Genomic DNA, 258 nt, shown 5'->3' on the forward strand with positions numbered 1-258 from the left:
AGGATTATCCGTTCGAGGAGCTTGTGAAAAAGCTGCAGGCGCCGCGAGATCAAAGCCGCAATCCTGTATTCGATGTCATGTTTGCTCTGGAAACCAAGGAAGATAACGTTCAAAGCTTCGGGGATATCAAGATCGAATCTTATCCGGAAACTCATACGGTTTCCCAATTTGATCTTACCTTGGTCATTTCGTTGCTGGATGAGGGAATGAACGGGCAGTTTGAATATGCCACCAAGTTGTTTACGCGCAATCTGATCG

General features: G+C 46.1%; 1 protein-coding gene. It reads left to right on the top strand.

The window, feature by feature from the left end; translation table 11 throughout:
• Window positions 1-258 (top strand): condensation domain-containing protein (locus tag HFD78_RS29240; protein ID WP_191968160.1); only part of this gene is annotated, 258 nt, incomplete at both ends.

The organism is Bacillus sp. EKM501B, from assembly GCF_011800505.1.
Classification (GTDB): domain Bacteria; phylum Bacillota; class Bacilli; order Bacillales; family Bacillaceae_G; genus Bacillus_A; species Bacillus_A cereus.